This is a genomic window from Clostridium cadaveris (assembly GCF_020911725.1).
GTDB lineage: Bacteria > Bacillota > Clostridia > Clostridiales > Clostridiaceae > Clostridium_X > Clostridium_X cadaveris.
The window spans coordinates 1,744,028-1,767,901 of record NZ_CP076620.1; the positions used below are offsets into that span (position 1 = coordinate 1,744,028).

A 23,874-nucleotide genomic window follows, 5' to 3' on the forward strand; every position below is an offset into this window, starting at 1 on the left:
AATAATTTACAATAATATATTTGTTTGCTATAATAACGGTTGAGAACCTGTTTCTAAGAATTAAGACTGCCGACTTAACTCTTGGAAGCTGGGGATAAATACATGGAGGTGTTTTACACAATGGATAAGGCAAGAAAACAAGAAATAATCAACACATATGCAAGACATGAAGGAGATACTGGTTCTCCAGAAGTTCAAGTTGCTATATTAACTGAAAGAATCAATGACTTAACTGAGCATTTAAAGACTCATAAGAAAGACCATCACTCAAGAAGAGGATTATTCCTTATGATCGGACAAAGAAGAGGTCTTCTTAACTACTTAATGGGCCAAGACATTGAAAGATACAGAGACTTAATCAAAAAACTAGGATTAAGAAGATAATTAAGAGCGGGCAACCGCTCTATTATTTTAAACTATTAATAATTAAGCAAAAAATGTTAATACTATTAATGACCTATCGAAGGGAGGGTTTTATATGAACCATATACTTGAAACTACGTTTGCAGGTAGAAATTTGAAAGTTGAATATGGAAAAATAGGAATGCTGTCTAATGCTGCTATTCTTATGAGTTATGGTGATACAGTTATTTTAGTTAATGCTAATGCATCTGAAAAACCAAGAGAAGGAGTAGATTTCTTTCCTCTAAGTATAGAGTATGAAGAGAGATTATATTCCGTTGGCAAAATTCCAGGAGGATTTATAAAGAGAGAAGGAAGGCCTTCTGAAAAAGCTATCTTACATGCAAGAGCTATAGATAGACCTTTAAGACCTTTATTTCCAAAGGGATATAGAAATGATGTACAGGTGGTTTGTACTGTAATATCAGTAGAAAACGATAATCTTCCAGAAATATTAGCTATGAACGCGGCTTCTATGGCGTTATGTCTATCAAGCATACCTTTTACAACTCCTGTTGGTACTGTAGATGTAGGTTTAATTGACGGAAAATTCATTGCTAATCCAAATTCCAAGGAAAGAGAAGCAAGTACGCTACGTTTAACTGTATGTGCAACTAAAGAAAGAGTAATGATGATTGAAGCAGGTGCAGATGAAATACCTGAAGATGTTATGATTGATGCTATTAAATTCGGATTTGATGAATGCCAAAAGATAGTTGCATTCCAAGAAGAAGCTATGGCTAAGTTTGGAAAAGAAAAGATTCAACCAGAAATACATACTATAGATGAAGCATTAGAAAAAGAAATCAGAGATTTTGCATTTGAAGATATAAAAGCTGCTATGTATATAACAGATAAAGACGAAAGAAATGCAGCTATAGATAAAGTTAAAGAAAAGATTTCTGAAGCGTTTAATGAAAAATATCCAGATGATTCAGCTGACATAGCTGATATAGTTTATAGAAGCCAAAAAGAAACTGTAAGAAATATGATTCTTAATGAAGATAGGCGTCCAGATGGAAGAGGATTTCATCAAATAAGACCTATAAGCTGTGAAACATCACTTCTTCCAAGAACTCATGGTACAGGTTTATTCACTAGAGGACTTACTCAAGTTCTTACAGTAGCTACATTAGGATCTTTAGGAGATATTCAAATCCTTGATGGAATTAGTGAAGAAGAATCAAAGAGATACATGCATCACTACAATTTCCCATCATATAGTGTTGGAGAAGTTAGACCGCTTAGAGGACCAGGTAGAAGAGAAATAGGTCATGGTGCTCTTGCTGAAAGAGCTTTAGAGCCTCTTATTCCATCAGAAGAAGAATTCCCATATACTATAAGATTAGTTTCAGAAGTTTTAAGTTCTAATGGATCTACATCTCAAGCAAGTGTATGTGGAAGTACATTAGCATTACTTGATGCAGGTGTTCCTATAAAGAGACCAGCAGCAGGAATAGCTATGGGACTTGTAACTTCAGAAGATTTATCAAAAGAGAAGATTTTAACTGATATTCAAGGAATAGAAGACTTCTTTGGAGATATGGACTTTAAGGTAGCAGGTACTGAGAAGGGAATAACTTCTATTCAAGTAGATACTAAAATTAAAGGACTTTCTAGCCAATGTATACATCAAGCTATTTACGATGCTAGAGAAGCTAGACTATTTATACTAGATAAAATCAAAGAATGTATACCAGCTGCAAGAACTGAAGTTTCAAAATATGCACCAAAGACTTATAGTATGTCAATAAACCCAGATAAGATAAGAGATGTTATAGGAGCTGGTGGAAAGACAATTAATAAGATAATAGCTGAAACTGGTGTTAAAATAGATATAAAAGAAGATGGAAAAGTTTTTGTAACTGCTGTTGATTCAGAAGGCGGAAAAGCAGCTCTTAAGATGATAGATGATTTAACTAAAGAGGTTCAGGCAGGAGAAATCTATCTAGGAAAAGTTACTAAAATTGCAACATTCGGAGCTTTTGTTGAAATACTACCAAATAAAGAAGGATTAGTTCACATTTCTAAACTAGATGTAAACAGAGTAAATAAAGTTGAAGATATTGTTTCTGTAGGTGATGAAATTCTTGTAAAGGTTACAGAAATTGATAATCAAGGAAGAATAAATCTTTCTAGAAAAGATGCTATTAAGGATTCAGAAACAGAAGAAACTACTAATTAAAAAAATAGAAGGGCAGATATGCCTTTTTATTTTTTTATACGGAGGATAATTTATGTATAATATATTTAAACTAAATAATGGGTTAAGAGTAGTTATAGAAGATATAGAGTATGTAAATTCAGTAAGCGTCGGCTTATGGATTGAGAATGGGTCTAGAAATGAGAACCATATAAACAATGGGATTTCTCACTTCATTGAACATATGATGTTTAAAGGTACATATAAAAGAACATCAAAAGAAATTGCTGAATCAATAGAAAATGTAGGCGGACAGATGAATGCATTTACTGGCAAGGAAACAACTTGTTTTTACACTAAAACTTTATATAATCATTTAGACCTAAGCTTAGATGTATTATCAGATATGATATTAAACAGCAGGCTTGATTGTGAAGAAATTGAAAGAGAAAAAAGTGTTGTTATAGAAGAGATAAATATGTGTGAAGATTCACCAGAAGATGTATTAAATGATCTCCACAGCAGAGCCATATGGGGGGATGACCCAATATCATATCCAGTACTTGGGACGATAAATAATGTAAATTCCTTTACTAGAGATATGATAAAAAATTACATGGAAAATTATTATGTGCCAGAAAACTCCGTACTTTCTATTTGCGGAAAAATTAATATATCTGAAGCTAAAATGATTATAGAAAAATACTTTGGCAATTGGAGCAGTGAAAAATCATTGATAACAAATTACTCTTCTCCCTCTATTTTAAGAAATAATCTCATGAGAGAGAAAAAAATTGAGCAGATACACTTAAGCCTTGGATTAAAAGGACTAGAAGTAGGGGCATCTGATTTATATCCAATGCTTTTAGCAAACAATGCATTTGGCGGAGGCGTATCCTCAAATCTTTTTCAAAAAATAAGAGAAGAATTAGGATTATGCTATACAGTTTATTCTTTTAATTCATCATTTAATAACACAGGTACTTTAACCATATATACAGGAGTATCACCTAAATATATTTATCTAGCTGTAGAAGCTATATTAGAGGAATTAAAGAAATTCTCTGATAGAGGAGCACAGGATATCAAATTAGACATTGCAAAAGAGCAATTAAAGGGAACTTACATCTTAGGTTCTGAGAGTATAAGCAGTAGAATGTTTTCTAATGGAAAATCAGTTTTAATTTTAAATAAGGTTAAAACACCGGAAGATATAATAAATGAGATAGATGATATCACAAAAGAAGACATAGAAGCTGTCATAAACAAAACTTTTAAAAAAGGCGTTTACAATTCTGCATTTGTAGGTAATGGTATTGACATGAATAAAATTAATGAGCTAATATAAAATATATCTTATTATATAGCTGTAATATCCCTTCATATTTTATCATAATAATAAATTAAAGTAATTTATGGAGGAATATATTATGGGTGAAAATATTAAGCTATACAGTCAATTAGAAAGATATGAGATCATTAATATTAATGATGGAGAAAAATACAATTTACTAGGTAATAATGATGTGGTTATAGATGATGAGGGCTTTTTCAAGATGTTAGTTGTAACAAATAGTCAAAGCAAATTAAGTCTCTTTAATAATACTGAATTTTTAGAAATGCCATGGGAATATGTAAAAAAAATTGGAGTTAAAACTATAATAGTAGATATTGAAGAAAGTTTAATAAAAAGAAATAAGCTTTAAGGAGGAATTTCCTGTGAAAATTTTAATTCAAAAGTTTGGAGGAACCTCTGTTGCTACTAAAGAAAGAAGAGCAATGGTGGTACAAAAGGTTAAAAGTGCAAAAGAGCAAGGTTTTTCACCAGTGGTTGTAGTTTCAGCTATGGGACGTAAAGGTGATTCCTATGCTACAGATACATTATTATCCCTAATTAATTCTGATTTTAAAAATAGCAATCTTAAAGCTGCTGATATGCTTTTAAGCTGTGGAGAAATAATAAGTTCCGTAGTTATGGCTAATGATTTATATGATAATGGTATAGAATCATGTCCCTTAACAGGAGGACAAGCAGGCATAATAACAGATAATAATTTTAATGATGCTGAAGTATTAAATGTTGATACTAAAAATATAATTAGTATTTTAAAAGAAGGCGTTGTTCCTGTTGTAACTGGATTTCAAGGTCTTACTGAAGATGGATACTTTACCACTCTTGGAAGAGGTGCTAGTGACTTTTCTGCATCTTTATTAGGGGTTGCTTTAAAAGCAGAAGAAATACAAATTTATACTGATGTAGATGGAATAATGACTGCAGACCCAAGACTGGTTGAAGAAGCTTATATTATAGATAAAATAACATATAATGAAGTGTTTCAATTTGCAGATCAGGGTGCTAAGGTAATACATCCAAGAGCAGTAGAAATGGCTATGAAAGGCAATATACCATTAGTTATAAAGAACACTATGACTGATGCCAAGGGAACTTTAATTGACAATTATGGAACAGGAAGCAGTAAAAAGCTGTTTACTGGTCTTACTTATATGAATAATAGAATCCAAGTTAGATTTAAATCTGATGATAATAGAAATAATGATAATTATTATAATATATTAGATATTTTAGCTGAGAATAATATAAGTATAGATTTAATAAATATATTTCCAAATGAACAGATATTTACTATCGACGAAATTTGTATAGCAAAGCTTAAAGAAATTGTTGAAGCATTAAATCTAAACTGCACTTACAGTGATAGGTGTACTAAAGTAGCACTTATAGGAAATGGTATAAAAGGTGTACCAGGAGTAATGGCTAAAATAATTAAGGTTTTAAAGAATAATAATATAGAAGTATTACAGACGTCTGACTCTCATACAACCATATGGTGTCTTGTACATAGTTCTGATGCAAAAAAAGCATTGAATATCATTCATGATACTTTTATGGTGAACTAAAGTTTGTATAACTAGACCCTTCTATGAACAAACTAATTTATAGAGGAGGGGAAGTTATGAATGATGAAAAAGATTTAAGAGATGATGATGAAAAAGATGAAGAGCTGGAGGAGATAAAGGAACTAGGAACTAAGGTAGTTCCTAATAATTCTGAAAGGATTCAAGTTCTTCCTATAATCGGGCAAGTAGAGGGGCATATGGTATTACCACCTCAAAGTAAATCCACAAAATATGAACATTTAATACCACAGCTTATAGCTATAGAGCAAAATGATGATGTAAAAGGAGTACTTATAGTACTAAATACTGTTGGAGGAGATATAGAAGCGGGTTTAGCCATTGCAGAAATGATACGAAGCATAGGTAAGCCTACAGTTTCTTTAGTCATAGGTGGAGGGCATTCAATTGGTGTTCCTCTTGCGACTGCTGCGAATTATTCTTTTATTTCACCTTCAGCAACTATGATAGTACATCCGGTGAGGATGACAGGACTCGTAATAGGCGTACCTCAAACCTTTGAATATTTTAATAAAATGCAAGAAAGAATAAATGACTTTATAGTTAGAACTTCTAAAATTGATAAAGAGACTTTAAATAAACTGCTTGCACAAACAGATGTTCTTTTGAATGATATGGGCACTATTTTAATAGGAAAAGAAGCTGTAGAATATGGTCTCATAGATGAAGTAGGTGGAATTCATGATGCTTTGGGTAAATTAAATAGTTTAATTGATGGTGAGGAAAGTCATAGGTAAACCTATGACTTTTTATTTGAAGTCAAAAGATTAAATAGAGGATATTAGCTCATTATTGTAGAAATATTTTATGGAGGTGATAGTTGTAATGGGTAGAAAGAAAAAAAATAGTAAAAGTAATAAAGTATCCTCAAATGTACGTAAAAAGAGAGAGATAGAGGGTATATTGATAATAGCTCTAGGAATTATAAATTTTATAGCTGTATTTGGCGGGTCTAAGGGACTACTGCTTACCATCATAAAAAATTCTCTCTTTAATATGGTTGGTATAGGAGCATACCTTGTTCCTTTTTTAATGTCTTTTATAGGTATAATTTTTATTAGAAATAAACAGACAGGCCTAAATAAGGAGTATTTAATAACAGGGATTTTAATATTAAATACTTTGCTTTTAATTCAACTTGTAGTTATGGATAATTATTATAACAATAGCTATATAGATGCAATCATCGCTATAGTTAATTCAGGTGATATCATCCATGGTGGAATTTTAGGGTTAAGTCTAGCACTTCCAATATATAAGCTTTTAGGATTTATGGGATCATTAGTGGTTTATATAGCTGTATATCTAATAAGTATAATAAGTATTTTTAATATTTCTATTTATGATTTTGGAAGTCAGGCTAGAGATAGAGTTAAAAAGAATAAAAAAGAAAAAGTTAATTCAGAATCTCGAGGATATACACCAGTGATTGAAACAAAATCACCTTCTCTAGAGAGTGGCTCAGATAGAGAAAAAGAGGATTTCATAAAAGGAATAAACAATAAAATAAAGATTCTTGACTTCATGAAAAACTCTCAAATTGATACTGGCGATAAAGAAAGTCTTGAAGCAGCCGTAACAAAAGAAAACATAGAGATTATTGATTCTAAAGATAAAAAATCTAAAACTATTGATGAATCTTTAAAAAATGAAATCAATGATGAACTTAACTCAACAATTATTCAAAAAAATGATAGTCTTATAATCTATTCTATGCCAAGCGTAGATTTTTTAAATCAGAATTCTTTATCGAAGATGAATAAGGAAGATAAAAAAGAACTCCTTACAAGCGCAACAAAACTAGAAGAGACATTAAATTGTTTTGGGGTAGATGCAAAAGTACTACAAGTCACTAAAGGACCATCTGTAACTAGATTTGAACTTCAACCTAGTCCTGGTGTAAAGGTAAGTAAAATAGTTAATTTGTCTGATGATATAGCTTTGAGTTTAGCTGCTAAGGGAGTTAGAATAGAAGCTCCTATACCTGGAAAGTCAGCTATAGGTATAGAAATACCAAATAGAGATTTAACACCTGTTTTCTTAAGAGAAGTTATAGAATCAGAAGAATTTAAAAAGTCTAAGAGTAATTTAGCTTTTGCTTTGGGGAAAGACATTGCTGGTAAGTGCATAGTGGCAGATTTAAGCAAAATGCCCCATCTGCTTATTGCAGGCGCAACAGGATCAGGTAAAAGTGTATGTATAAATACATTAGTAATAAGTATTTTATACAAATATTCTCCTAGTGAAGTTAAGATTCTTATGGTAGATCCAAAGGTTGTAGAATTAAATGTTTATAATGGAATACCACACTTACTAATTCCTGTTGTTACAGACCCTAAAAAGGCAGCAGCGGCTTTAAATTGGGCTGTTAATGAAATGAATAGAAGATATAAGCTATTTGCTGATAACAGCGTTAGAAATTTAGAGGGCTACAATGAATTATATAACAAAGGCAAAATTCCAGAGAAACTTCCTCTGATAGTTATAATAGTAGATGAGCTTGCAGACCTTATGATGGCATCTCCTCATGACGTAGAAGAATATATAGCAAGACTTGCTCAGATGGCAAGAGCTGCTGGAATGCATCTTGTCATAGCAACTCAAAGACCTTCTGTAGATGTAATAACTGGAGTAATTAAAGCTAATATTCCATCTAGAATATCATTTGCTGTTTCTTCTCAAGTTGATTCACGAACTATACTGGATTCTTCTGGTGCTGAAAAGCTACTAGGAAAAGGAGACATGCTTTTCTATCCTGTAGGAGAGTCTAAGCCTGTAAGAATTCAAGGAGCTTTTATAACTGAAGAAGAAGTAGAAAAAGTAACTAATTTTATAAAGAACAATGGAGAGGCTAATGATTGTACAGAGTACTCAGAAGAAATATTGAATCATATAGAAAATGGAACCACAGACGAAGGTGGATCAAATGAGGAATCAGATGAACTGTTTGAGGAAGCTGTAAGAATTGTAATAGAATCAGGGCAAGCATCGGCATCTTTCTTACAAAGACGTCTTAGAATAGGGTATAATAGAGCTGCAAGGATTATGGAAGAGCTTGAAGAGAAGAGGATAATTTCAGAAAGAGATGGAAGTAAGCCGAGACAGATTCTTAAAACGAAAGAGGAGATTTAGAAATTATATAAAAAAAACTTGTTTAATATTTAAAAGAGATATAAAATTAATGTGTATATTTTATTAACTTAGGAGGAAAAACTTTGACTAAATATAAAGTAGGAATTATAAGTTTAGGCTGTGATAAAAATAGAATTGATACTGAAATAATACTTGGAACTCTCTCATCAAAATATGAGATAACTAATAATCCTAATGTAGCTGATATAATAATAGTTAACACATGTGGATTTATAGAAAAATCCAAACAGGAATCAATAGATACCATATTAGAAATGGCAGAGTATAAAGAAAAGCATAACTGCAAAATATTAGTAGCTACAGGCTGTTTAACTCAAAGATATGGGAAAGAACTTTTAGAACTTATGCCAGAAATAGATATAATCTTAGGAGTAAATGACTATAATGTATTATTAAAGTCTATAGATGAATTTATATCAACAGGTAAGAAAATAATAAACTGTAATGAAAACAACCTTATAATAAATGAAGGATCAAGAATTCTTACTACAGATAAAGAAAGTGCGTACATAAGAATTGCAGAGGGATGTGATAATTTTTGCACCTACTGTATCATACCGAAGATAAGAGGTAAATATAGAAGCAGAAAGATTGAATCCGTGCTAGAGGAAGCTAAACTTCTTGCTTCAAATGGAGTAAAAGAAATAATATTAGTTGCACAAGATACCACTAGATATGGTATTGATTTATATGGTAAAAAGATGCTATCATCTTTGTTAAAAGAACTATCTTTAATTGAAGGTATTCAGTGGATAAGAGTTCTTTATTGTTACCCTGAAGAGATAACAGAAGATCTTATAGATGAAATAGCTTCAAATAATAAGGTGTGCAATTATTTAGATATTCCTATTCAGCACATAAGTAACAACATTCTAAAGAAAATGGGAAGGAAGACTACTAAGGAATCTATATTAAAGACAATAGAATATCTTAGAAAGAGAATACCAGATATAACTTTAAGAACTTCTTTAATTGTAGGTTTCCCAGGGGAAACAAAAGAAGACTTTGAAGAACTAGAGGATTTTTTAAATGTATATAAATTAGATAATGTGGGAGTTTTTTGCTATTCACAAGAAGAGGGAACTCCAGCTGCCATAATGAAAGATCAAATAGAAGAAGAAACAAAATCAGTTAGAGAGAAAGAACTTATGAAAATCCAACAGAAAATTTCAAAATATATGAATGCAGATAAGGTTGGACGTGTATTAGATACATTGATAGAAAGTGAAAATGATAAATATTATATAGGGAGAACTCAACACATGGCTCCTGAAATTGATGGATTAGTTTATATAATAAAGAATGATGACATCTTACAAAAAGGAGATATAGTTCCTGTATCTATAACAGAATCTTTAGAATATGATTTAATAGGAGTTGTTAAACATGAATTTAGCTAACAAATTAACAATACTTAGAATATTTTTAGTTCCTGTGTTCTTAGTGTTTATTGCATTTAAAGGTATTCCTTATGGAACTTTTATAGCTACAGGAATATTTATTATAGCATCTCTCACTGATAAGCTAGATGGATATATCGCAAGAAGCAGAAATCAAATAACTCGCTTCGGAAAATTCATGGATCCATTAGCAGATAAACTTTTGGTTACATCGGCTTTAATCTCTTTAGTAGAGTTTCAGGTTATACCAAGCTGGGCTGCAATTATAATAATCGCTAGAGAGTTTGCAGTAAGTGGACTAAGAACTATAGCAGCTTCTGAAGGTATAGTTATAGCGGCTAGCTATTGGGGTAAACTTAAGACAGTTATCCAGATAGTAACTATAGTTATATTACTTCTAAAGATAAATATATCTACATCAATAACTTTAACAAATGCTTTAAATAACAGTGCTTTCTTTAGAGATTTCTTCAATTATGTACCTAACATAGCATTAGCTGCAGCGGTTATTATAACTATAATATCTGGAGTAGACTATTTTGTTAAAAACAAACACGTTTTAAATGTTGAAAAATAAGTATAAGTTTTATGTCCATGGATATAATCTAAGATAAATTTATAAAAGTTCCTATATATAGGAGCTTTTATATTATTGACTATAATTAAAATATGATGTATAATTCATATATATAGAACAAATGTTCGGAAGGTGGTGTCTTTATGGCAAATTTAGATATTGAAAAAATGAAAGCTATTGAAGCTGCTATGGGTCAAATAGAAAAGCAGTTTGGTAAAGGATCAGTTATGAAACTTGGAGAAAATAGCGTTTTAACTTTAGATGCAATTTCAACAGGATGTTTAGACTTAGATATAGCTTTAGGAATAGGCGGAGTTCCTAAGGGAAGAATCATAGAGATATATGGACCAGAATCTTCTGGTAAGACTACTGTGACTTTACATATGATAGCTGAAGCACAGAAAGCAGGGGGAGCGGCTGCCTTTATAGACGCAGAACATGCATTAGATCCTGCTTATGCTAAAGTATTAGGTGTAGATGTAGATAACTTAATTGTTTCTCAACCAGACACAGGAGAACAGGCTTTAGAGATAGCAGAAGCCTTAGTTCGTTCAGGAGCTATAGATATAGTTGTAGTAGACTCTGTTGCTGCCTTAGTGCCTAAAGCAGAAATAGATGGTGAAATGGGAGATTCTCACGTTGGACTACAAGCAAGACTTATGTCTCAAGCTTTAAGAAAGCTTGCAGGTACTATAAATAAATCTAATTGCTGTGTTGTTTTCATTAACCAGCTAAGAGAAAAAGTAGGAATTATGTTTGGAAATCCTGAAACTACACCAGGTGGAAGAGCTCTTAAATTTTATGCTTCTGTAAGAATGGATATAAGAAGAATAGATTCTATTAAGCAAGGTGATGAAATAATAGGAAATAGAACTCGTATAAAGGTTATAAAAAATAAGGTAGCACCTCCATTTAGGCAAGCTGAATTTGATATAATGTATAATGGCGGAATATCAAGAGAAGGTAATGTATTAGATGTAGGAGTAAAAGAAGAAATAGTTCAAAAAAGCGGTGCTTGGTTCTCTTATAAAGATATAAGACTAGGACAGGGTAGAGAAAATGCTAAACAATACTTAAAAGAAAACCCTGAAGTACTAAATGAAATTGATGAGATAATAAGAAACAAACACAATCTTCCTGTAGCTAACTTAAAATCAGAAGTAGCTGCAGAAAAAGAAAATTCAAAAGATGTAAAAGAGACAAAAAAATAGTTTATTAAAGTAAGAGGTAAGAGAAAATCTTGCCTCTTATTGTCTTGACATATATTTAAAATTAATATAAAATAAATACAAATACTGGTTTATCATATTCACATAAAGTTAGGATATATTACACTTTTTTGGACTTTCGTTTTGACTAAAGTATTAAATTCCAAGAAAGCCAAGGAGGTGTTACAAATGCAATTACAATATGTATTTACTATAATACTTGTATTATTATTCATACTTTGTGGTGTGTTGTATTTTAGACTAAATAAAAAAGCTAAAGAATCTGAGAGTAACATATTAAAGGCAGAGCAAGAAGCTCAAGCTATGCTTGAGAATACAAAAAGAGAAGCTGAGTCTTTAAAGAAAGAATCTATTCTTGAAGCTAAAGAAGAGGTTCACAGATTAAGAAGTGATTTTGAAAAAGAATCACGTGAAAGAAGAAATGAAATTCAAAGATTAGAAAGAAGATTAATTCAAAGAGAGGAATCACTCGATAAAAAGAATGATTTGCTCGAAAAAAAGGAAGAAGTTATTGCTAAAAAGTTTCAAGATGTTGAACAGGTTGAGGCAAATGTAAAGGAACTTTATGCTAAAGAGAGAGAAGAGCTAGAAAGAATTTCAGGATTAACTACTGAAGAAGCAAAAGATTTGCTTTTGAGGGAAGTTAATAAAGAAGTAAAGCATGAAGCAGCTCTTATGATTAAAGACATTGAAAGCAAGGCTAAAGATGAAGCTGAAAAAAGGGCAAAGGAAATAATAACTGGTGCTATACAAAGATGTGCAGCAGATCACGTCTCAGAATCTACAGTACACGTAGTAGCTTTGCCAAATGATGAAATGAAAGGCAGAATAATAGGTAGAGAAGGTAGAAACATACGAACTTTGGAAACCTTAACAGGGGTTGATTTAATTATAGATGATACTCCAGAAGCTGTAATACTTTCAAGTTTTGATCCGATAAGAAGAGAAATTGCAAGAATTGCTTTAGAGAAGTTAATAGTAGATGGAAGAATTCATCCAGCTAGGATTGAAGAGATGGTTGAAAGAGCTAAGAAAGATATCGAAAATGATATTAAAGAAGAAGGTGAACAAGCGACATTTGAAACTGGTGTTCACGGACTTCATGGAGAGCTTATAAAGCTTCTTGGAAGATTAAAGTATAGAACAAGTTATGGTCAAAACGTTTTAAAACACTCTATGGAAGTTGCTCATTTAGCATCACTTATGGCAGCTGAATTAGGTTTAGATGTTACTTTGGCTAAACGTGCTGGATTGTTACATGACATCGGTAAAGCTTTAGATCATGAAATTGAAGGACCTCATGCCTTAATAGGCGCAGATGTAGCTAAAAAGTATCATGAGTCACCAATAATAGTTAATGCAATAGGTGCTCATCATGGCGACATTGAAATGTTATCTCTAGAAGCTGTATTAGTTCAAGCAGCAGATGCTATTTCTGCAGCTAGACCTGGTGCAAGAAGAGAAACTTTAGAAACTTACATCAAGAGATTAGAAAAATTAGAAGATATAGCAAATTCTTATGAAGGTGTAGAAAAATCATATGCCATTCAAGCAGGAAGAGAAATCAGAATTATGGTGAAACCAGAACAAATTGATGATGCAGGGGCTGTAGATATGGCAAGAAATATAGTTAAGAGGATAGAAGATGAATTAGAATATCCTGGTCAAATAAAGATAAATGTTATAAGAGAAACCCGTGCAGTTGACTATGCAAAATAATAATTATTATAAAATACATTTTGTTTAACAAAATGTATTTTATTTTTGTGAAAATTCATAAAAGGGTTTGGGCTATATATGTAGAATAATATAAAAGAGCAATTATATTTCAGACTATATACATAGGGGGGAAAATTTTAATGGAAGTACTAAAAGTTTCAACAAAATCAAATCCAAATTCGGTAGCAGGAGCTTTAGCAGCAATCTTAAAAGAAAAAAATATCGTGGAGATTCAAGCAATAGGAGCAGGGGCTATCAATCAAGCTGTAAAGGCAGTAGCTATTGCAAGGGGTTTTGTTGCACCGGCGGGGAAAGATATCGTTTGCGTTCCAGCATTCACTGATATAGAGATTGATGGAGAAGAAAGAACAGCTATTAAGCTAATAGTTCAACCAAGATAGTAAATGTATACATAAAGAGTTTGAGTAAAATCAAACTCTTTATTTTATATAAAATTTTAAATAAATTATTAAAATGTACAAGATTTCTTTGAATATTTAACAAAAGATTATTGTTTAGCGTTGAATTGTACGAAAAAAATGATATAATATAGTAGTTAATTAAAAATTTAAAGAGGTGGTAATTATGGTATCTAAAGAGGTAGTAGTAAAAAATGCAACAGGTCTTCATGCTAGACCAGCAACACTACTTGTAAAAAAGGCTTCATCATTCAAATCAGATGTAAGCATGGAGTTCAATGGAAAGAAAGCTAACATAAAAAGCTTAATAGGAGTTTTATCTCTAGGAGTTACTAAAGATGCAAATGTTACTGTTATAGCATCTGGAGACGATGAAACTTTAGCTGTTGAAGAAATCGTTAAATTAATCGAGTCAATCGAAGAGTAATTTAACATAAAAATTAAGAGTCACTATATAGTGGCTCTTAATTATTTTTTGACAAATTAGTCTTTTCTCTTATAATTAATAGAGATACATATATTGCTGAAAATCCTATGATCAAGTATACAATACGCTGAACTAATGGAGAAAAACTGAAAATAGCTCTAACTACATCAAATTTAAATAACCCTATAAGCGCCCAGTTAATAGAGCCTATTAATGTTAATAGTATAGCTGTCTTATCTAAAATATTAAGTTTGAACATAATTATACCTCCAAATAATTAATTCTAGTAAATTATATTATAAATATTTTAAAATATAACTAAAAAAAATTATGAATTTATGGTATAATACGAATGAAAATAAAATTTCAAAAAATAATATTCGTACGGAGGCTGAATATGAGAAATGAATATAGTACACCATTAAACACTAGGTATGCATCCCACGAGATGAGCTACTTGTTTTCGGATGAAATGAAATTTACAACTTGGAGAAAACTTTGGGTTGCTTTAGCTGAATGTGAAAAGGAACTCGGATTAAATATAACGGATGAACAAATAAATGAATTAAAAGCTAATATACATAATATAAATTATGAAGATGCAGAAAAGAGAGAACGTGAAGTTAGACATGATGTTATGAGTCACGTTTATGCTTATGGCCTTCAATGCCCAAGTGCAAAAGGGATAATACATCTTGGAGCAACAAGTTGCTATGTTGGAGATAACACAGATATAATAATAATGAGAGAAGCGTTAAAAGTTATAAGAACTAAAATTTTAAATGTTATGGACTCATTATCTAAGTTTGCTCTTGAGTACAAGAGTCTTCCTACATTAGGATTTACACATCTTCAACCTGCACAGCTTACTACAGTGGGAAAGAGAGCCACTTTATGGCTTCAAGATTTGGCTTTGGACTTAGAGAATATAGATCATGTTTTATCAACTTTAAGAATGAGGGGAGTAAAAGGTACTACAGGAACACAAGCGAGCTTTATGAATCTTTTCGATAATGATGAAGATCTAGTAATAAAGCTGGATAAGATGGTTGCTAATAAATTTGACTTTAAAGAAAGTTATTATGTAACAGGTCAAACTTATTCTAGAAAAGTTGATTCTATAGTTTTAAATACTCTTTCGGAAGTAGCTCAAAGCGCTTATAAATTTAGCAATGATATGAGAATACTTCAACACTTAAAAGAAATAGAAGAGCCATTTGAGAAGCATCAAATAGGATCTTCAGCTATGGCATACAAGAGAAATCCTATGCGTTCTGAAAGATTAGGCTCTCTTGCTAGATATGTAATAGTAGATGCATTAAATCCAGCTATTACAGCTTCAACTCAATGGTTTGAAAGAACACTAGATGATTCTGCAAACAAGAGAATATCTATAGCAGAAGGTTTCTTGGCTTTAGATGGAGTTTTAAATCTTTATTCAAATATAGTAGAAAATTTAGTTGTATATAAAAAAGTGATATCTTCACGTGTTAACAGTGAACTTCCTTTTATGGCTACAGAAAATATAATGATGGAAGCTGTAAAAAGAGGAGGGGATAGACAGGAACTTCATGAAAAAATAAGAGTGCATTCTATGGAAGCTGCTAGACGTGTAAAAGAAGAAGGATTAAGCAATGATCTTTTAGATAGAATAATAAATGATTCGAGTTTTGGATTATCAAAAGAAGAAATTCTTTCAGTTGTTGATCCGAAGAATTTTATAGGTAGAGCTCCTGGTCAAGTTGAAGTATTTATAAATGAATATATAAAGCCTATATTAGATGCAAATAAAGATTGTTTAGGAAAAACTGCAGAGATAAATGTTTAAAAGGAAAAAAAGATGGATTCGTGAATGAATCCATCTTTTTTTATTTTAGATTTAATATTTGTGGATATGTTTATATAAATGTTACCAAAGATGAATTTATAAATAAGTCACAAAAAACTCAAAAAAATATTATGTAATGGAAAAACTCGAAATTCCTTTAGGGATTTTCTAAAAAAATTCAAATTTAAACAAAATAAATTTAGAACGTAGATTTTGACGTAATTTCAGAAAAAAGTATTTCTTAGATAACATAAATCTACAATAAAAATATAAAACAATCTAGAAATTTACCAAAATGGATATGATGTAAATAAATGTATATAACTATCGAACGACTTTGTATAGAAAAATACACTCCAATAACGTCGTGAAATATACATTTCACGACGTTATTGGAAAGATTTTTATTGATTAGAAGATAAAACATGTATTTTTATCATAAAACTTGTTAAATAACCCTTGGTGGCTTAAAATATATAATGTACATAGAAAAATTGACAGCTTTAATTTTTATTTGGAGGCTTTAAAAAGATATGAAATATAATATAGATGATTTAAAAGAAATTAACTCGCTGCCTCAAACCTTAATAGAATTTCTAAATTATTTAGATGTAATCAAAGGAAAATCTCCTAACACAATAGCTGCATATAAAGCAGATCTTATAATGTTTTTTAGATTTATAAAAATATATAAAGGTTTAAATGAAGAAGATTGTGAGTTTGAAGAAATTCCAATTGATGATATAGGAAATAAAGTTATACGTTCCATAAAGCTAAGCGATTTGTATGCTTTTTTATCTTTTACTGAAAAATATAGGAATAATGGTTCTTATGCTCGTGCTAGAAAAGTTGCCACATTGAAATCATTCTTTAAATATCTTAATGGTAAAAGCAAAATCATAGATGAAAACCCAGCTACAGAGCTAGAATCGCCTAAAATAAGCAAAAGGAACCCTATTTATCTTACTTTGAGCGAAAGCCAGACGCTTTTGCGCTCCTTAGATGATACTAGTAAGAATTATGAAAGGGATTATTGTATACTTACGCTGTTTTTAAACTGCGGTCTCCGGGTGTCGGAACTATGCAGTATTGATGTGACAAAAATAAAGGAAGATACTTTGACTATAATCGGAAAAGGTAATAAGGAACGTACGGTTTACCTAAATAAAGCCTGCTTAAAAGCTATATCTGATTATTTAGCTGTAAGAGATGGTTCGAAGCTCCCTGAAGCTGAAAAGAATTCTTTATTTATAAGTAATAAGAATAGACAGATAAGTGTTCGCAGTGTAGAAAGGCTAGTTAAAAAATACACTCAAGAAGCTGGCCTTACAAAAAATAAATATACTCCTCACAAATTACGTCATACTGCTGCGACATTAATGTACAAGCATGGCAATGTAGATATTAGAAGTCTGCAGCAAATTTTAGGTCACGAAAATATTTCTACCACTCAGATTTATACTCATGTAGACAACGAAACTCTAAGAGAAGCAGTAAAATCAAATCCGTTAAGTGATGAATAAGGTGTTACGCTCTACTCTATTTATAATTATGGTTTAAATAAAAAACTATGTGTATTATGTTTAATCAAAAAGTCCAGCAAATATTGCTGGACTTTAGTTCGTATTAAACCTTTCATAATACTTCTTTACATCTGCGGCTTTCTCTTCAAATCTTTCGAGATATGTAACAGCCTCGTGTAACTTTCCTTGAATCAGTAAACCCTTAAATACAGATTTATCATAATTATTTTTCATAAAAACCCCTTTTATTCTTCTTAACCAAAATCCTTATTTAATTCATAATAAGTTACAATTAGGAATTAACTTACATGTTTTATTATAACATAATTTTCCAAAATATTAACTATATTTAGTAATATACATATATAAAAAAGATATAGGAATTAGTAGTAATTTATACTAAATATCCTATATCTATAATACTCTCTTTAATTATTTATCCTTGTTTTTTAATCTTATAAGCCCTGGGAACTCTTCTATGAACTCTTCTGACAGATTTTTTGGATTCTCTATAAGGTCCTTTAAATCCTTTATGTCATCTATGAAATCCCAAGTATCTTCCCCTTCTTTGTAATCGTCATATATAGGTTCATGAGATATGTAAGTATCCTCTATTATATCATTTGTATACTCTTTGCTTTCATCTTCGTTTTCTGCAATTTCTTCTACTTTTATACCTCTTATATCTACTCCGTCTATTCCTAAGCATTTTCCACAGTTATCGCATGTCTTGTTAGGATCATATTCGCATTTAAAGCATTCATCACAATCTTCGGTACATATTTTAGATTCATCAAATAAACATTTTTTCATAAATGACATCCCTCCTACTTAACTTATTCATTATATCAAAACTGTTTATTTAAATCAAACTTTAAGAACATAAGTTTGATATGGTATTATAAATATGTTATAATGTGAGTAGAATTGAGAGGTGGAAAATATGGCTGAATGCAAAAATCAAAAACAATCCGAAATATATGAATTTCTAAAAAAGTACACAGAGGAAAAGGGATATCCCCCATCAGTAAGAGAAATATGCGAAGCTGTTTCTTTAAGATCTACATCTACAGTACATGGACATCTTAAGAGACTAGAAAAGAAAGGTCTTATAAAAAGGGATCCTACAAAACCTAGAGCTTTAGAAATATTAGAACTCAACCATGGTAATAAAGAATTTATTCATATACCTGTAATAGGTAGAGTCACTGCAGGAATGCCTGTATTAGCCTTTGAAAACATAGAAGATACTTTTGCACTTCCAGCTAACTTTGTAAAGCATGATAGAGAATTGTTTATGTTAAAAGTAATGGGAGAAAGTATGATTGAAGCTGGTATTCAAGATGGGGATTTTGCCATTATTGAAAAAGCTTCAAGTGCAAATAACGGAGAAATCGTAGTTGCTTTAATTGATAATGAGGCTACTATAAAAAGATTTTTCAAAGAATCAGACCATATAAGGTTACAGCCTGAAAATTCAACTATGTCACCTATAATAGTTGATACGTGCTCCATCTTAGGAAAGCTAGTTGCTATCTATAGAAAATACTAATTTTTAATAAATCCCCATGACTAAAACATAGTCATGGGGATTTGTGTTTTTATGTTATTTAAGAATTTTAGATAAAGCTATAAGTATTCCTATCTTAGCATGATCAAATGTAAGTCCGCCCTGAAGGTAAGCTATAAATGGTTCTCTTATAGGAGCATCAGCAGATAACTCTATGGATGAACCTTGAATAAATGCTCCTGCAGCCATTATTACCTCGTCAGCATATCCTGGCATAGCCCATGGCTCACACTCAACAAATGAATCTACAGGAGAACCTTTTTGTATACCCTTACAGAAATTAATTAAATTTTCTTTGTTTCCGAACTTTATAGCTTGAATTATATCGCTTCTCTTATCTGTATATTTTGGAAGAACTTCAAATCCTGCAAGTTCCATTATTCTAGAACATAGTATTGCACCTTTTACAGCCTCCATAGCTACATGAGGAGCTAAGAATAGACCTTGGAAAAGAGTTCTCATAACTCCAAAAGTAGAACCGCACTCCCCTCCTATGCCAGGTATAGTTAATCTATAAGCAGCTTGATCTACATATTCTTTCTTTCCAGCTATATATCCGCCTGTTGGAGCTATACCGCCTCCGATATTCTTTATAAGCGATCCTGCAACTAAATCTGCTCCAACATCTGTAGGTTCTTTTGTATCTATAAATTCACCATAGCAATTGTCTACAAACACTATTACATCGCTTCTCAAGTTCTTTACAAAAGATATGACTTCACAAAGATTTTCTATTGTAAAAGATTTTCTCCATCCGTATCCTGTGGAACGCTGTATATGAACTAACTTTATAGTTTCATCAGAAGAAAGAGTCTCTTTTATTGCATCAAAATCAAATCCATCATTTATAAGATCTACTTTTTTGTATTTCACTCCATATTCCATAAGCGAACCTATGTTCTTTTCTCCGCTGATGCCTATAATACTATGTAATGTATCATAAGGAAGCCCTCCTATAGAAAGCATAGTATCATCAGGTCTTAAATTGCCAAATAAAGCTGCTCCTATAGCGTGAGTACCATTTACGAAGTGGGGTCTAACAAGGGCGCTTTCACAGTTAAATATTCTAGCATATACCTTATCTAATGATTCACGACCTATATCATCATATCCGTATCCGGATGAATTAGTGAAATGCATATCGCTTATACGTTCTTCTTGAAATGCAGTAAGAACCTTAGCTTGGTTATATTCTCTTATTTCATCATAAATTGCAAATTGAGTCTCTACATCTTTTATAGCCTCTTTATATAAATCAAAAACTTTTTGATTTATATTGTACTTTTTTAAAAATAACTCTTTAGTAACATCTAACATATTGTCTTAAAACCTCCATTTAAAAGATATTGCATAAAAAAGAATAGGTATATTGCACCTATTCTATTAAATATTATTTTTCATTTTCATGATTGTTATTATTGAATAGTATCGGCTTTCCAGGGGTTATTGTACTTATAGCGTGCTTATATACTAACATTTGTTTTCCATCTGTTTCTAATACAACTATGTAACTATCAAATCCTTTTACAAAACCCTTTAATTGAAAACCGTTAGTTAAATATATAATAACAGGTATTCTGTTTTTTCTAGCACCATTTAAAAATATATCTTGTAAATTATTGGCTGACTTATTCATAAATATCCCTCCACACACAACTACTTTATTATATTATAACGCTATATACTACTTATGTCACTTAATATTTTATTTACTATATCATTCTGAGATATTATGTCTTTATCTAAATATTTAACCCGGTTGTCTTTTCTAAACCATGTTAGCTGCCTTTTAGCATAATTTCTACTTCCCTGCTTTATCATATCTTTAGCCTCTTCTAAAGATATATTTCCATCTAAGTAATGTAAAAGTTCTTTATAACCTATTCCATTCATAGATTGCATCTCAGAATTGTAACCTAAATCTTTTAATTTTTGAACTTCTTCTAAAAGTCCATCATCAAACATTATGTCTACTCTTTTATTTATTCTTTCGTAAAGCTCGCCTCTATTCATGGTAAGCACATAATAATATACATCATAAGGAACGTCATACTTTTTTTCGCCTATATTATATTCGCTAAATGGTTTACCTGTGATTTTAAACACCTCTAGAGCTCGTATAACACGCTTTAAGTTGTTATAATGAATATTCTTAGCACTTATGCTATCAACTTCTTCTAAAAGTTTATGAACGTATTCTTTTCCCTTTTCTTTAGCAAGAGATTCTAAATATATTCTGTATTCATCATCTTTATTTCCATCAGTAAAGGAAAGATTGCATATTATAGAATCTATATATAATCCAGTGCCTCCTACTAGCATTGGAAGCTTTCCTCTTGACTTAATATCATTTATTAATTTTGAAGCTCGTTCTTTAAAATCCGCTACAGTGAAACTTCCATTAGGCTCTATTATGTCTATCATGTGATGAGGAATTCCGTCCATTTCCTCACTTGTAATCTTAGCAGAACCTATATCCATATATTTGTATATCTGCATAGAGTCACAAGAGATTATTTCCCCATTGAGTTTATGAGCGAGTTCTATAGATAAACTTGTTTTCCCCACTGCAGTAGGACCGCTCAAAACCAAAATTTTATTATCTGTCATATATCCTCCTATTGAATCCTTTTAAATCTTTTTTCCAGTTCATATAAAGTGAATTTTATAATGGTAGGTCTTCCATGGGGGCAAGTGTATGGATCTTCCATATATTTCACCTCATCTATAAGATGTTTCATTTCATCTAATGTAAGCTCTTCATTAGCTTTCACCGCTTTTTTGCATGCCATCTGTGCTATTTTATTGTACTTAACATCCTCTACGCTGCCGCTTCCTAAATTCTTTATATCATTAAGCGTAGCTATAAAGAATTCCTTTAAATCTGCTTTACCTAAGATATAAGGACATTCTTTTATATTTAATGTATTATCTCCAAATATTTCAATATTAAAACCTGAGTTTTTGAAAACATCCTGATTTTCTAAATAAAAAGCGAAATCTTCATCACTTAATTCAAATACAAGAGGCATTAAAAGAGGCTGGCTTATTATATTTCTAGTTTTAATCTCTCTTTTATATCTTTCAAACAGCATTTTTTCGTGAGCTGCATGCTGATCTATTAGATACAAATCACTATTATATTCTCCTATTATATAAGTCTTATTAAACTGGCCTATTATCCTTATAGGAGGAAGTTTTGGAGTTATTTTAGTATCAGCAATGCAAGTGCTATTAGATTTAAGGTCCACCGGTATTTCTACTTTTAAAGGCTCATTTTGAATCTCATCAGTATAAGGTTTAAAGTTTTCAGAACTTACGTTCTTTTCTTTGAAAGAACCATGATTTATGATATTATTTTCTTTCAAAAGTTCTGTATCCTTATTATCTGTGATTAGTGCATTTTCATCTTTTGAAGTATTCTCATAAAGCTTTCTTTCATTAGATATTACAGGCTCATTTATTAAAATATCTTTTGATAAATAGGATAAATTCTCATAGCTTTGGTCTTTGTTTGAAGCTTCTTTTTCCTCTGGAAGCATGAAAGAGTCTTCTAAAGATCTGCGAAGAGCACTGTGAACAGCATCAAATATGAGCTTGAAGATTTTTCTTTCATCTGAAAATTTAATTTCTGATTTTGTAGGATGTATATTTACATCTATAAGTTCAGGATATATATCTAAAAACAATAGGAAGAATGGAAATTTGTTTATTGGTAAAAATGATTTAAAAGCATTTTCTACAGCTGTTATAATAAATCTATTTTTGATAAATCTTTTATTTACAAATATACTTTGATGGCTTCGACTTCCTCTGCTTATAGATTCATTACCTATATATCCGTATACTGACGCTTCATCTATATGTCCTTCAAAATAATTGAGGTTATCCATTATATTTTTATCATAAACCGCTCTAATGCAGTCAGCTAAATTCCCTGTTCCGTATGTCCTTAGAGATTTTTTGCCGTTATTATAAAATGTTATTGCTATATCTTTGTTTGCAAGAGCAATTTTGTTTACAATATCGCTTATTATAGCACTCTCTCTTGAAGTACTTTTTAAAAATTTCTTACGTGCAGGTACATTAAAGAATAAGTCTTTTACCTCTATAATAGTTCCTTTGTTAGAGCCAGTATCATTGATTTCTGATATAGTCCCTCCATCTACTATGATTTCTCTTCCATATTCGAATTCTTCTGTTCTGCTTGTAAGCTTAGTGTGAGAAACTGCTGCAATACTAGCTAAGGCTTCTCCTCTAAAACCCATAGTTGTTATATTAAATAAATCATCTGCTCCTTTTATTTTGCTTGTAGCATGGGGCAAAAACGCCTTATCTATATCTTGAGGATGTATACCTATACCATCATCGATAATACGTATAAGAGACTCTCCTCCATCTTTGATTTCTATAGTTATATTTTTAGCATCAGCATCTATGCTGTTTTCTAGAAGTTCTTTTACAACAGAAGAAGGTCTTTCAACCACTTCTCCTGCTGCTATTTTATTTGATGTGTCAATATCAAGAAGATTTATTCGTTTCAAAAT

The 23,874-nt window shown here is 31.1% G+C and carries 22 protein-coding genes; 16 read left to right on the forward strand and 6 right to left on the reverse strand.

Annotation, left to right across the window (positions count from 1 at the left end):
• Positions 1-120: 120 nt before the first annotated feature.
• From rpsO to KQH81_RS08275, 13 genes are all read left to right on the forward strand, one after another.
• On the forward strand, positions 121-384 hold the full coding sequence (gene rpsO, locus KQH81_RS08215; protein ID WP_027638096.1) for a 30S ribosomal protein S15: 264 nt from the start codon (positions 121-123) through the stop codon (positions 382-384).
• 94 nt (positions 385-478) lie between these two features.
• Positions 479-2,587 carry a polyribonucleotide nucleotidyltransferase gene (locus tag KQH81_RS08220; protein ID WP_027638095.1) on the forward strand — a complete coding sequence of 703 codons (2,109 nt, stop codon included), beginning with the start codon at positions 479-481 and terminating at the stop codon, positions 2,585-2,587.
• Between the two features lie 52 nt (positions 2,588-2,639).
• Positions 2,640-3,893, forward strand: a complete 1,254-nt coding sequence (locus tag KQH81_RS08225) for a M16 family metallopeptidase (protein WP_027638094.1) — start codon at positions 2,640-2,642, stop codon at positions 3,891-3,893.
• An 82-nt stretch (positions 3,894-3,975) separates the two neighbouring features.
• The gene (locus KQH81_RS08230) at positions 3,976-4,251 is read left to right on the forward strand and encodes a YlmC/YmxH family sporulation protein (RefSeq protein ID WP_027638093.1); all 276 of its coding nucleotides are present in this window, start codon (positions 3,976-3,978) and stop codon (positions 4,249-4,251) included.
• 13 nt (positions 4,252-4,264) lie between these two features.
• Positions 4,265-5,464: an aspartate kinase gene (gene dapG / locus KQH81_RS08235; protein ID WP_027638092.1), complete on the forward strand. Its 1,200-nt coding sequence runs from the start codon at positions 4,265-4,267 to the stop codon at positions 5,462-5,464.
• Positions 5,465-5,520: 56 nt separating this feature from the next.
• Positions 5,521-6,219: a ClpP family protease gene (locus tag KQH81_RS08240; RefSeq protein WP_027638091.1), complete on the forward strand. Its 699-nt coding sequence runs from the start codon at positions 5,521-5,523 to the stop codon at positions 6,217-6,219.
• 88 nt (positions 6,220-6,307) lie between these two features.
• Entirely contained in the window at positions 6,308-8,614 is a 2,307-nt protein-coding gene (locus KQH81_RS08245) for a DNA translocase FtsK (protein WP_027638090.1), read from the forward strand.
• Between the two features lie 83 nt (positions 8,615-8,697).
• Entirely contained in the window at positions 8,698-10,035 is a 1,338-nt protein-coding gene (gene rimO, locus KQH81_RS08250) for a 30S ribosomal protein S12 methylthiotransferase RimO (protein WP_027638089.1), read from the forward strand.
• Positions 10,022-10,612, forward strand: a complete 591-nt coding sequence (pgsA, locus tag KQH81_RS08255) for a CDP-diacylglycerol--glycerol-3-phosphate 3-phosphatidyltransferase (RefSeq protein WP_027638088.1) — start codon at positions 10,022-10,024, stop codon at positions 10,610-10,612. The genes rimO and pgsA overlap by 14 nt, the downstream gene beginning before the upstream one ends.
• A gap of 143 nt (positions 10,613-10,755) precedes the next feature.
• On the forward strand, positions 10,756-11,823 hold the full coding sequence (recA, locus tag KQH81_RS08260; RefSeq protein WP_027638087.1) for a recombinase RecA: 1,068 nt from the start codon (positions 10,756-10,758) through the stop codon (positions 11,821-11,823).
• Between the two features lie 186 nt (positions 11,824-12,009).
• Positions 12,010-13,560, forward strand: coding sequence for a ribonuclease Y (gene rny / locus KQH81_RS08265; protein ID WP_027638086.1), 1,551 nt, complete (start codon positions 12,010-12,012; stop codon positions 13,558-13,560).
• A gap of 140 nt (positions 13,561-13,700) precedes the next feature.
• Positions 13,701-13,961 carry a stage V sporulation protein S gene (locus tag KQH81_RS08270; RefSeq protein ID WP_027638085.1) on the forward strand — a complete coding sequence of 87 codons (261 nt, stop codon included), beginning with the start codon at positions 13,701-13,703 and terminating at the stop codon, positions 13,959-13,961.
• A 184-nt stretch (positions 13,962-14,145) separates the two neighbouring features.
• Positions 14,146-14,406: an HPr family phosphocarrier protein gene (locus KQH81_RS08275; RefSeq protein WP_027638084.1), complete on the forward strand. Its 261-nt coding sequence runs from the start codon at positions 14,146-14,148 to the stop codon at positions 14,404-14,406.
• A gap of 37 nt (positions 14,407-14,443) precedes the next feature.
• Here KQH81_RS08275 and KQH81_RS08280 read toward each other — a convergent pair whose 3' ends face one another.
• Complete coding sequence (locus KQH81_RS08280) at positions 14,444-14,665, reverse strand: DUF378 domain-containing protein (RefSeq protein WP_027638083.1); 222 nt, start codon at positions 14,663-14,665, stop codon at positions 14,444-14,446.
• Between the two features lie 138 nt (positions 14,666-14,803).
• On the opposite strand from KQH81_RS08280, the gene purB reads away from it, so the two are divergent.
• On the forward strand, positions 14,804-16,234 hold the full coding sequence (gene purB, locus KQH81_RS08285; RefSeq protein ID WP_027638082.1) for an adenylosuccinate lyase: 1,431 nt from the start codon (positions 14,804-14,806) through the stop codon (positions 16,232-16,234).
• 533 nt (positions 16,235-16,767) lie between these two features.
• Positions 16,768-17,757: a tyrosine recombinase XerC gene (locus KQH81_RS08290; protein WP_027638081.1), complete on the forward strand. Its 990-nt coding sequence runs from the start codon at positions 16,768-16,770 to the stop codon at positions 17,755-17,757.
• 432 nt (positions 17,758-18,189) lie between these two features.
• On the opposite strand, the gene KQH81_RS08295 is transcribed toward KQH81_RS08290, so the two are convergent.
• Complete coding sequence (locus KQH81_RS08295) at positions 18,190-18,570, reverse strand: hypothetical protein (RefSeq protein WP_035770486.1); 381 nt, start codon at positions 18,568-18,570, stop codon at positions 18,190-18,192.
• A 130-nt stretch (positions 18,571-18,700) separates the two neighbouring features.
• Between KQH81_RS08295 and lexA the strand changes: the two genes are divergently transcribed.
• On the forward strand, positions 18,701-19,309 hold the full coding sequence (gene lexA / locus KQH81_RS08300; RefSeq protein ID WP_027638078.1) for a transcriptional repressor LexA: 609 nt from the start codon (positions 18,701-18,703) through the stop codon (positions 19,307-19,309).
• A gap of 54 nt (positions 19,310-19,363) precedes the next feature.
• Here the strand turns inward: lexA and KQH81_RS08305 are convergent, their stop codons facing one another.
• The 4 genes from KQH81_RS08305 to mutL all read right to left on the reverse strand — a co-directional run bounded on the left by KQH81_RS08305 (position 19,364) and on the right by mutL (position 23,871).
• Positions 19,364-20,644: a methionine gamma-lyase family protein gene (locus KQH81_RS08305; protein ID WP_230029218.1), complete on the reverse strand. Its 1,281-nt coding sequence runs from the start codon at positions 20,642-20,644 to the stop codon at positions 19,364-19,366.
• A gap of 73 nt (positions 20,645-20,717) precedes the next feature.
• A complete protein-coding gene (gene hfq / locus KQH81_RS08310; RefSeq protein ID WP_027638076.1) occupies positions 20,718-20,963 on the reverse strand; it encodes an RNA chaperone Hfq in 246 nt (81 codons plus the stop codon).
• 41 nt (positions 20,964-21,004) lie between these two features.
• Complete coding sequence (gene miaA, locus KQH81_RS08315; RefSeq protein WP_230029220.1) at positions 21,005-21,937, reverse strand: tRNA (adenosine(37)-N6)-dimethylallyltransferase MiaA; 933 nt, start codon at positions 21,935-21,937, stop codon at positions 21,005-21,007.
• 8 nt (positions 21,938-21,945) lie between these two features.
• On the reverse strand, positions 21,946-23,871 hold the full coding sequence (mutL, locus tag KQH81_RS08320) for a DNA mismatch repair endonuclease MutL (RefSeq protein WP_178310987.1): 1,926 nt from the start codon (positions 23,869-23,871) through the stop codon (positions 21,946-21,948).
• Between the last annotated feature and the right edge of the window lie 3 nt (positions 23,872-23,874).

Coding starts and splice junctions, on each gene's coding strand:
- rpsO (WP_027638096.1), top strand. CDS start 121: ATGGATAAGGCAAGAAAACAAGAAATAATCAACACATATGCAAGACAT.
- KQH81_RS08220 (WP_027638095.1), top strand. CDS start 479: ATGAACCATATACTTGAAACTACGTTTGCAGGTAGAAATTTGAAAGTT.
- KQH81_RS08225 (WP_027638094.1), top strand. CDS start 2,640: ATGTATAATATATTTAAACTAAATAATGGGTTAAGAGTAGTTATAGAA.
- KQH81_RS08230 (WP_027638093.1), top strand. CDS start 3,976: ATGGGTGAAAATATTAAGCTATACAGTCAATTAGAAAGATATGAGATC.
- KQH81_RS08240 (WP_027638091.1), top strand. CDS start 5,521: ATGAATGATGAAAAAGATTTAAGAGATGATGATGAAAAAGATGAAGAG.
- KQH81_RS08245 (WP_027638090.1), top strand. CDS start 6,308: ATGGGTAGAAAGAAAAAAAATAGTAAAAGTAATAAAGTATCCTCAAAT.
- pgsA (WP_027638088.1), top strand. CDS start 10,022: ATGAATTTAGCTAACAAATTAACAATACTTAGAATATTTTTAGTTCCT.
- recA (WP_027638087.1), top strand. CDS start 10,756: ATGGCAAATTTAGATATTGAAAAAATGAAAGCTATTGAAGCTGCTATG.
- rny (WP_027638086.1), top strand. CDS start 12,010: ATGCAATTACAATATGTATTTACTATAATACTTGTATTATTATTCATA.
- KQH81_RS08270 (WP_027638085.1), top strand. CDS start 13,701: ATGGAAGTACTAAAAGTTTCAACAAAATCAAATCCAAATTCGGTAGCA.
- KQH81_RS08275 (WP_027638084.1), top strand. CDS start 14,146: ATGGTATCTAAAGAGGTAGTAGTAAAAAATGCAACAGGTCTTCATGCT.
- KQH81_RS08280 (WP_027638083.1), bottom strand. CDS start 14,665: ATGTTCAAACTTAATATTTTAGATAAGACAGCTATACTATTAACATTA.
- purB (WP_027638082.1), top strand. CDS start 14,804: ATGAGAAATGAATATAGTACACCATTAAACACTAGGTATGCATCCCAC.
- KQH81_RS08290 (WP_027638081.1), top strand. CDS start 16,768: ATGAAATATAATATAGATGATTTAAAAGAAATTAACTCGCTGCCTCAA.
- KQH81_RS08295 (WP_035770486.1), bottom strand. CDS start 18,570: ATGAAAAAATGTTTATTTGATGAATCTAAAATATGTACCGAAGATTGT.
- lexA (WP_027638078.1), top strand. CDS start 18,701: ATGGCTGAATGCAAAAATCAAAAACAATCCGAAATATATGAATTTCTA.
- KQH81_RS08305 (WP_230029218.1), bottom strand. CDS start 20,644: ATGTTAGATGTTACTAAAGAGTTATTTTTAAAAAAGTACAATATAAAT.
- hfq (WP_027638076.1), bottom strand. CDS start 20,963: ATGAATAAGTCAGCCAATAATTTACAAGATATATTTTTAAATGGTGCT.
- miaA (WP_230029220.1), bottom strand. CDS start 21,937: ATGACAGATAATAAAATTTTGGTTTTGAGCGGTCCTACTGCAGTGGGG.